Consider the following 9,420-nt stretch of genomic DNA (forward strand, 5'->3'; position numbering starts at 1 on the left):
TGAATAAAATAGGTGATACACCAAGTTTACTGGCTAGTTAGGTATATCAATGCCAGCATCACGCATTTTGGCTAATTTATAGCGCAGCGTTCGAGGGCTAATTCCTAACTTTTCTGCCATTTCTTTTCTTCTACCATTACAGGCGATCAAGGTTTCCAAAATAATGGCATATTCTTGATCTCTCAACTCGTTGCCAAGCCCCTCGCTTGAAGATAACCCTTTAGGGACTACGCTAGCTTCGGCAACAGGCATAATATTAGGAGTGGCTATCTCACCGCCTTCAACCACAAGTTGTAAGCTGCTAGCATCTTGCCAATCTACACCTTCAAGAAGGATATGTTCGCCGGTAATATTTGACTGCTCACATAAGATAAGTGCTCGTTGAATGACATTATCGAGCTCGCGAACATTCCCTGGCCACGGATAATTGACTAATTTAACAATAGCATCTTCAGAAATAGAAGGAACGGGTAGTCCCAATTTCGTGCAGTTTCGTTCAACCAAATGTAATGCCAGTGGCTTAATATCACCTTTTCGTTCACAAAGAGCTGGCCATGACAGTGGGAATACATTTAGGCGATAGTATAAATCTTCACGGAAATTCCCTTCTGATACATACAGTTTTAAATCTCGGTTACTGGTTGCCAGAACTCGAACATCAAGCTTTATGCTTTTTCGGCTACCTAACCTTTCAACTTCGCGTTCCTGTAAAACACGTAATAATTTTGCTTGCAGGTTTAAATCCATTTCACTGATTTCGTCCAGTAAAATAGTGCCGCCCTGCGCTTGTTCAAATTTACCTGGGCAAGCCTGAATCGCCCCTGTAAACGCACCTTTCTCATAGCCAAATAAAGTGGCTTCAAGCATGTTGTCAGGTATAGCCGCGCAGTTGATTGCAACGAAAGGGCCATTTTTTCGATTAGAAGCATTATGAATATAGCGAGACATAACCTCTTTACCTGAACCACTAGGACCAAGCACCATGACGTTAGCATCAGTTTTAGCGACTTTATCTGCTAACGCTAAAAGCTTTATGCTCTTTTCATCAGCAACAATGGCATCCCCATTATCATCTGATTTTACTGGTGCGTATCGGCTCACCATATTGAGCAATACTTCAGGAGCAAATGGTTTGGCCATGTAGTCAATAGCGCCTTCTTTCATGGCAGCTACGGCATCTTCAATATTGGCATACGCTGTCATTAATAAAACGGGTAAATTTGGCCAATGCTGTTTGATATTACGTAAAAGAGCCAAGCCCCCCATTCCAGCCATTTGTACATCTGACACAACAATATCGACAGGGTTAGACTTCAATTTTACTAGAGCATCTTCTGCACAGTCAGCCTCCAACCACTCATAACCAGCAAGGGCTAGAGTATCGATGAGAGCTTCGCGAAGACCTTCATCATCTTCTACGATTAACACTTTGCTTTGCGCCATGTGATTCTCCAGTATTAATTCAATTAATGGGGTTACTGATTTTCAGAAGTTGAACGTTCAAGTGGCAAGCACATGGTAAAACACGCACCGTCCCCTTCTTCTGAGATTAACTCTAATCGACCTTCATGAGCTCGACAGACCATTTGTACAACAGCGAGACCTAACCCTGTACCTTGAGAGCGGGTTGTGAAGAACGGTTCCATGATTTTACTTTGCAATTCTTTTGGAACACCAGGACCACTGTCTTGTACTGAAATTTTTAGCTCTCCATTTACAGGCCTGAAAAACACATCAATTTGTGCTTCTTTTCCTGATATTTGTATCGCATTAAGTAGTAAGTTACTTAAGGCCGAAGCGATTGCATTTACATTCCCAAAAAGCTGTGTTTCTTCATGCTCAACTTCTTGGCAATAATCTATTAAGTTACTTTTGAGTGATGTTTCCACCATCGGGTGAAATTCAGCAACCAAATCCGAAATAGTGAAAGGTTTCACTACTTTATTATCTCCGCCCTTTGCAAACAACAACATATCATTGACTTGCTTTTCTAAGTCATGAAGTCGATCCATTAGCTTAGATTGAAAACGTTCTTTTGTTGAAGGAGGCAAATTAGGCGCAGCTAAGTTCGATGCATAAAGCATAGCACTCGATAAAGGGGTACGTACTTGGTGAGCCAAAGACGCGACCATTCTCCCTAAAGAAGATAATCGCTGTAGATCGCTGACCCTAGACTGCAATAAACGAGTTTCTGTAAGATCTGTAATTAAAATCAACTGTCCAGTTGCTGAAGCTGAAATGGCTAACCTAACTTTCCGCCCATTTTTCAACGAAATCTCATGACCATCATCATCTTTAGGATCAAAAGCACTTTGAATGACAGAGAACCACTTCTCACCAACTAATTGAACCCCAAGAATTCGGTGAGCTTCAGGATTAGCTTCTCTTACCTCACCTTGAGTATCCAGTAAGATCACTCCAGCAGGCATTACATCCAAAACTTGCTTGTAACGCTCAACCTGTTGCTCTACAGAATCTAAATGGGATTGGTTTTCTGATTCGTTCAGTTCATGCATGTCGGAAATTTGCCTCAAATACTAGAATAGCCTGACACGCAAAAAGCATACCAGGCTATTTTGTATATTTATCACAGAGTTAGCTATGCGACAAGAACTTGACTCTGAGTTTCTTCATTCAAACTCGCTGCTGTTCTGTGCATTCACTTCCGAAGATTAACGCTGCAAATTATACTTTCTCATTTTTTCAACCAAGGTTGTACGTCGCATACCCAGCATATCAGCTGCTCTTGCAACAACTCCGCCTTGCGCTTCTAATGCTTGATTAATCATGTTGATTTCCAAATCTGCCAATAACTCTTTCAAGTTAACACCTTCAGGTGGTAACTCTTGTGGAGCATTAACATGATCAACAAGTTCATCAGACTGATCGAAGCTAAAACTTTCAGAGAAGATATCTGCAAGCGCATCTTGCTCTAGCTCTTCTTCAGACGCAAATGCATGATGCTCTGGCTGAAATTCAGGGATATCACTGTATCGATACTTAGTTGGTAAGTGATTTACATCGACTAAGCTATTTGGGTACAAGATCACCATACGCTCAACAAGGTTCGCCAATTCACGTACGTTGCCTGGCCAATCATGCTCCATCAAAGAGTTGATAGAACGCGGAGTAAAGCAAATTGGCAAACTGCCCTCTGCTTCCATACGCGTCATCAATTCCTGTAGCAGAAGAGGTATATCTTCTTTACGATCTTTAAGCGCTGGCATTTCTATCGGGAAAACATTGATACGGTAATATAAATCTTCACGGAAAGACTCATCATCAATCATGTTTTCGAGGTTGCGATGAGTTGCGGCAATAACACGTACGTTCGCTTTGATTGTATTGTTACCACCAACGCGCTCGAAGCTTCGCTCTTGCAAGACACGCAGCAGTTTCACTTGCATCGCCATCGGCATATCACCGATTTCGTCTAAGAATAGTGTTCCGCCATCTGCAAGTTCAAAACGACCTTTACGCGAAGTAATTGCCCCGGTAAATGCGCCTTTCTCATGACCAAATAGCTCACTTTCAAGTAAGTCAGGTGGAATTGCGCCACAATTCACGGGAACAAAAGGACCTGAGCGACGAGGCGAGTGGTAATGAATATTACGCGCGACAACTTCTTTACCCGTTCCAGACTCCCCAAGAATTAAAACATTTGCTTCTGTTGAAGACACTTGTTCAATTAAATGGCGAACATCTTGAATGCCTAAGCTCTGCCCAACTAAGCTGCGAAACAACGTGTTCTTACGCGAAGAAGAAACAACCTGAACACCTTTACGACCAAGAAAGTCTTTGCAATGCCTAAGGGCATCACTCACCTGAGGGTAATTTAAAGGCAGCTCGAGCTCACCAACATAATTGGGAAGATCATCAACCGAGTGGTTATTTTTACTAACGATAAGCAGAGGTATATGGTGAGCATGAATTAGATGCTCACTAAATAAAGAATTGAACTTATTGTCCTTCATTGAGCCTATGATGCAGCCAGCCCAAATATGAGACCAATCGATCTCATTAGCTTGTTCAGAGCTGATTACTTCGCAGCTCTCTCCTACAAACTCTAATATAGTGCTTAAATTTCGACGATTGTCAGAGTCATCATCGATAACAAGCAGTTTTGCCAAACCTTGCATAAGTAGGATTTATTGCCTTAATAATTGGTGCGATGCAGAAAACATGGACAACGTTATCTATAAATTAATGAAGAAATCATAGGTTATGGTTAACGATAGACAATTTATGAAAATCAGCAACGAAAAAAAGCCATTAGGCTATCTAATGGCTTCTATTTTATTTGAATAAAAAAATAAGGCAACCAAGCAATTAGCTGATGTGAGCTTGGTTGGAACTTTAAATTTCTTTATATGCCTACTTCGGCAGATGTCAGGTTATGGAACTCGTTCGGAATTTGGTCCCATGCGCCTTTAATTTCGCGGATAATATCAATAACATCATCAATCGGCTGTGGATCGTTCTGGTGATTAGCCGCTGATATTTGGGTGATCATAAACTCATATAGTTGATCTAAGTTTTTAGCAATATCACCACCATCATCCATAGAAAGGCAGCTACGTAGACTAATTATGATATCTAGAGCCTTACCTAAGCGTTCGCCTTTCACTGGAATATTACCAGCTTGCATAGCAGCTTTGCCTTGGATTAAACGCTCAATAGCACCTGCCATTAGCATCTGAACAATCTTATGGGGTGAAGCAGCACTTAGCTGACTATCCACTGATACCTTTTTATATGCTTGTAAAGAACCGCGCATAGTAACCCTCTTTTATAAAAACTTTTTATATTGCTGAACTGATTTATTCCCATATCGATATTTGTGGAGTGTTTTTCCCACTCGACTGGTTTCTAACTGCATCAATTCAACTAATTTTTTGGTTCGGCTAATTGCATCGAACCAATCAGAGCTTTGCTTTACTTCAGGAAATGAATCCAATAACTGAAGTACCTTTTGCAATAACTGTTCCCTGTTATCGACAAGCTGAGTAATTTCTTCAGTGTTTATTTCACTAATTTCAAACTTAGCAAATATTTGTCGATCTAGCTCACAAAGTTCTTCTAGTTCACTCTTCATGCCTTACCTACATTGCACTCATTAAGCTGCCAAGTTGTGATTGCATTTTACTGGTCGCATCTTGCATCGCGGTAAATTTTGAATGTGTACGACTTTCCAGGCTATCCATGCGGCGGTCAAGTGCCCCTTGGTCATCGGCTAAGCGGTAATTTTGTTCCAGTAAGCTTTTTTCACGAGTACGAATTGAACCGGTAATTCCCGTAATGCCTTGTATCGCATCTTCAACGCGTTTAGCAAACCCATTATTGCCACCAAAAAACTCACCAAGCTTGTCAAAGTTATTGTTTAACTGACGATCAAGCATATCGTGGTTAATCTCTAAAGTACCTTGACGAGTCGTTGTAATACCAAACTCAGTTAGAGACTTTAGGTTTTCAGGTGCTTGTTCAATGCTAGTAGAAAATACACCTTTTAGGCGCGAATCTGCATTACGCACAGTGCTGTCACCAGATAAAGGACCTTTCTGACCTGTGGTAGGATCCACTCCTGATAAGTTCTTAGAGACTTGGTAAAACTGATTATAAGAGCTAACGAAGCTTTCAATATCCTGCCTTACACTTAAGCGATCGTATTCTACACCGATTTCAGCTGGAGCTTTGTCTTTGGGTGTTGTCCCTTTGACCGTAATATCGATACCATCAACGGCATCTTCAATAATGTTGTTATTACTCGAAAGCTGAGCTACCCCGTCCATTACAACCATTGAATCTTGTCCGGACTGAACTTCTGACATACCACTATAGGTATCAAAAGATTTTTGGGCTTTCGCTAAATCAACTTGGGCTTGATCAACTTCTTCAAGTAACTGTCTTTCTTCTGGATCTAACTTAGCACGCTCAATTTGCTTAGCCTGCTCTGGTGTTAATTCACCTTTTTTAACTTTTTCAGCAAGTTGAGCATTTTCTTCTGCAAGCTTCTCTTCGATTCGAGCCTGTTCTGCTTCAAGTTTTTGCTGAGCTTCTTTTGGTGTGACGTACGAATCGGTTAATGTGCCAGAAGCGGTATTTGACCAACCGGGAACATCTGGAGCTTTATCAATGGCTTTACCATCGAGTTCCAATTCGGGTGTGTGATATGAATCTAATAATGTGCCTGATGCCGTTTCTGTCCAGCCACCGATATTATCTTCTGGCATGACGGAGGCAATAGCAGCAGCGTCAATTGCCTGTTGACCAGCAAGAGCTGCAGCTTGACCATAACTTAAATCGCTGGGGTCATCCGTTGAGTTGGCATTAGATTGAGCAGTAGGGTCTGAAGAATCGCCGGTAGCGTTTGGTTCTGTAGATGACGTTTCATCCGTAGGAATAGGATTGCCATTTTCATCAACAGCATTTTCTATTGCGTCTTTAGCGATACCCGCTGGTGTTTTTGACAAGACTTCTTGTGCAGATAAGCGCGCCTTTTCTAAATCATTAACACGCTCTTCTAGAGTTTTATATTCAAGCTTTTTTAGTGGGTTGTCTGATTCAGATTCAACATTGATACTGATTTGATGATCTTTGCCAGACAAATTTGATGCGACAATTAAGCGAGGACCTTCCACATCGTTAATAACAGATGCACGGACGCCTGGGTTTTCCGCAGCGCCGTTTATCCCTCTGACAATATCGATAAGCTTAGAGCGGTCATCGACTTGTACATCAAAGCTTTTTTCACCAAGCGAAACCTGCAGCTTGCCAGAACCAAACTTAGTATCTTCAGATAAAGCTTCTGAAGCTACTTTATGGCTTTGAGCAAGCTGCAACACATCGATGGCATATTTACCTGCTATCGCATCTGTAGTTGCAGTCGCTGAGACAACACCTTCATCAGTACTTTCAACCGTTCTTACTGCGAACGCTTTTTCCTGACGAAAGTTTGTCATCAGATCTTTCATCGAATCCAGCGATTCTCTGAGTCTTCCATAGGCACTAATGCTCGAGTCTATTCGCGTTCTTTCATTGTCGATACGTTGCTGCTTAGGCACACGCTCCGAATCAACAATTTTGCTGACCATGGAATTAATATCCATGCCAGACGACATCCCCATAGGGCCTAAACTCATCAAATCACCTCAATTATACGACTTATACCTTAGCCGCCAATAAACCAGTATTGGCAGTTTGGGCTGCTAGGCGCCTTAATATTTCAAGCATTTCTTCATCAGGAATCTGGCGAATAATATCACCGGTTGTCGCTTCATAGATCGTAACGACATCCCTCCCTGACTCTTCATCCACTTTAAATGCTACACCTTTATTAATAGAAGAAATAAACTCATTCATTTTTTCTACCATCCTAACTCGCTCTTCTTTATTTAACTCTTGTCTATCTTGAGCTAATTGAATCGCAGTTTCAGTAGAATCATCTTTCGGTTTTTCTACCTTTTCGGAAGACGCAACGTCTTTCAGTCTAGAAACACTTAGCGCACTACTACCTTCATCGCTAGCAAGTTTAGTGCCACTTGGTGAGCCGTAAGGCTGGACGTTCGATGTGTAGGATGATATTTCCATAACAATCTCCCTTCCGCCTTATGAGCTAACAATAGAAACTCATTGAATCAATTATAAGCCCCTATTGCCTAGCTTACCTTCGGTAAGTTTAGCCCAATAAGCTTAGAGCTGCAGACGGTGACTGCTTAGCTTGTGCCAAAATTGAAGTACTCGCCTGTTGTAGGATCTGAGACTTCGTCATCGCTGTTGTTTCTTTTGCGTAATCAGTATCTTTGATACGGCTCTTAGATGCATTAACATTTTCGTTAATGTTATCTAAGTTGCTGATAGCATGATCAAAACGGTTTTGGAATGCACCAAGAGAAGCTCGTTGGCTATCTACTGATTTTAATGCACCATCGATAATAGAAACGGCTTCATTAGAACCAGCAACTGATGTTACATCAATATCGTTAACCGTTACTTCTTTCGCATCACCGATACTTAAATCGCCTGCAAGGCTACCACTAAACTCAACTTCACCATCTACTTTTTGGTTAGAAGCAAACATTTGCAGTTTACCGTCTTCACCTACAGATGCTTTAACGTCTTCACTCTGACCATTGATGTAAGTAGCAAGCTCTTCAAGATCATTGCCTTCTTTAGCATTGATAGTGATTTCTTTCTCTTCACCAAACTTGTCGTTGTACGTCATCGTCAGGTTTGAGCCAGCAGTTGTACGCCAAGAAGCATCTTGACCTTCTTCTGCAGCATAGCTCTTACCACCCATAGCAGAAGTGTCAGTACGCATGCTACCAATAGCAAGTTGTACAGCTTCACCAGAGTCAGCACCGATTTGGAATGATTGGCTACCGTAAGTTCCGTTCAATAGCTTATTACCACCAAAAGATGTGGTTTCAGCAATACGGTTAAGTTCTGTATTTAGGGCAGAAACTTCTTCTTGGATAGCAACACGCTCAGACTTACTGTTTGAGCCGTTAGAGGATTGTAGAGATAGGTCACGCATACGTTGAAGAATGTTAGTAGACTCATTCATTGCACCTTCAGCTGTCTGTGCGATAGAGATACCATCATTTGCGTTTTTCACAGCCATATCTAGACCGCGACTTTGCGAGTTTAAACGGTTAGATATTTGTAGGCCCGCAGCATCATCTTTTGCGCTATTGATTTTATAGCCAGAAGACAAACGCTCCATCGATTTTTGTGTACCTTCAGCAGCGCTGTTAAGAAAACGCTGTGCGGTCATTGCAGACACATTAGTGCTTACGTTTATTGCCATGATTGATCTCCTTTAGGCATTTTCATGTACTTCCGAGACTCTCACCTCTCATTCGTACACTACAATTTGTCTGATATACCTCCGAGTCTCTCACCTCACATTGGTACATCTCATTTCTCTCAATCCCTTTAACGGCTTCTTTATTAGAAGCTTTAGAAAAAAAAGTAATTTTTTTCGTATTCTTTTTCATCAATAACTAAAGTGTGATCTTTATCTAAATTATTATCCGCAAGCCCAGAAGAATTCAATCACGCTATCCTGCTACTCCTTTCTCTTCTACTTTTTCTACCTAACAGACCGCCACCACTCAAATTATAGGCAATAAAAAACCCAGCCGAAGCTGGGTTCCCTTTACGCTCATCTCTCACCACGAGCTAATTCTGTGGAAAGCTTATTGCTAATAGCCTTGAACTTATTCTGAATATCGAATCAACCAACACTCAGATTAAGGTTTAAGTTAAGCTTATTAACCAAGTCAGTTTATTAACCTAGTAAGCTTATTAACCTAGCAAGCTTAGCGCTGAGTTAGGCGCTTGTTTCGCTTGTGCAAGAATCGAACTTGATGCTTGAGAAAGGATCTGAGACTTAGTCATCTGAGTCGTTTCTTTCGCGAA

9 protein-coding genes are annotated in these 9,420 nt (G+C 41.4%); all 9 read right to left on the reverse strand.

Features of this window, described 5'->3' with window-relative positions; all coding sequences use genetic code 11:
* Positions 1–33: 33 nt before the first annotated feature.
* Positions 34–1,443 (reverse strand): sigma-54 dependent transcriptional regulator, encoded by a 1,410-nt coding sequence (locus tag F0226_RS01760; protein WP_171734007.1) that lies wholly within the window; start codon positions 1,441–1,443, stop codon positions 34–36.
* Positions 1,444–1,475: 32 nt separating this feature from the next.
* Entirely contained in the window at positions 1,476–2,516 is a 1,041-nt protein-coding gene (locus tag F0226_RS01765) for an ATP-binding protein (protein WP_137372296.1), read from the reverse strand.
* Positions 2,517–2,672: 156 nt separating this feature from the next.
* Positions 2,673–4,139 (reverse strand): sigma-54 dependent transcriptional regulator, encoded by a 1,467-nt coding sequence (locus F0226_RS01770; protein WP_171734008.1) that lies wholly within the window; start codon positions 4,137–4,139, stop codon positions 2,673–2,675.
* A 227-nt stretch (positions 4,140–4,366) separates the two neighbouring features.
* Entirely contained in the window at positions 4,367–4,777 is a 411-nt protein-coding gene (gene fliS, locus F0226_RS01775; protein ID WP_137372294.1) for a flagellar export chaperone FliS, read from the reverse strand.
* A gap of 12 nt (positions 4,778–4,789) precedes the next feature.
* Complete coding sequence (locus F0226_RS01780; RefSeq protein WP_171734009.1) at positions 4,790–5,095, reverse strand: flagellar protein FliT; 306 nt, start codon at positions 5,093–5,095, stop codon at positions 4,790–4,792.
* 7 nt (positions 5,096–5,102) lie between these two features.
* Positions 5,103–7,139: a flagellar filament capping protein FliD gene (fliD, locus tag F0226_RS01785; RefSeq protein WP_171734010.1), complete on the reverse strand. Its 2,037-nt coding sequence runs from the start codon at positions 7,137–7,139 to the stop codon at positions 5,103–5,105.
* Between the two features lie 22 nt (positions 7,140–7,161).
* Positions 7,162–7,587, reverse strand: a complete 426-nt coding sequence (flaG, locus tag F0226_RS01790) for a flagellar protein FlaG (protein ID WP_171734011.1) — start codon at positions 7,585–7,587, stop codon at positions 7,162–7,164.
* 88 nt (positions 7,588–7,675) lie between these two features.
* Positions 7,676–8,806: a flagellin gene (locus tag F0226_RS01795; protein ID WP_171734012.1), complete on the reverse strand. Its 1,131-nt coding sequence runs from the start codon at positions 8,804–8,806 to the stop codon at positions 7,676–7,678.
* 500 nt (positions 8,807–9,306) lie between these two features.
* Positions 9,307–9,420, reverse strand: a 114-nt coding sequence (locus tag F0226_RS01800) for a flagellin (protein WP_253820721.1), incomplete at its 5' end; no start/stop codon positions are given.

This window comes from Vibrio sp. 99-70-13A1 (genome assembly GCF_013114625.1).
Classification (GTDB): Bacteria; Pseudomonadota; Gammaproteobacteria; order Enterobacterales; family Vibrionaceae; genus Vibrio.

Bases quoted from the DNA above. Each gene is read 5' to 3' on its own strand.
- F0226_RS01760 (WP_171734007.1), bottom strand. From the start codon at position 1,443: ATGGCGCAAAGCAAAGTGTTAATCGTAGAAGATGATGAAGGTCTTCGC.
- F0226_RS01765 (WP_137372296.1), bottom strand. From the start codon at position 2,516: ATGCATGAACTGAACGAATCAGAAAACCAATCCCATTTAGATTCTGTA.
- F0226_RS01770 (WP_171734008.1), bottom strand. From the start codon at position 4,139: ATGCAAGGTTTGGCAAAACTGCTTGTTATCGATGATGACTCTGACAAT.
- fliS (WP_137372294.1), bottom strand. From the start codon at position 4,777: ATGCGCGGTTCTTTACAAGCATATAAAAAGGTATCAGTGGATAGTCAG.
- F0226_RS01780 (WP_171734009.1), bottom strand. From the start codon at position 5,095: ATGAAGAGTGAACTAGAAGAACTTTGTGAGCTAGATCGACAAATATTT.
- fliD (WP_171734010.1), bottom strand. From the start codon at position 7,139: ATGAGTTTAGGCCCTATGGGGATGTCGTCTGGCATGGATATTAATTCC.
- flaG (WP_171734011.1), bottom strand. From the start codon at position 7,587: ATGGAAATATCATCCTACACATCGAACGTCCAGCCTTACGGCTCACCA.
- F0226_RS01795 (WP_171734012.1), bottom strand. From the start codon at position 8,806: ATGGCAATAAACGTAAGCACTAATGTGTCTGCAATGACCGCACAGCGT.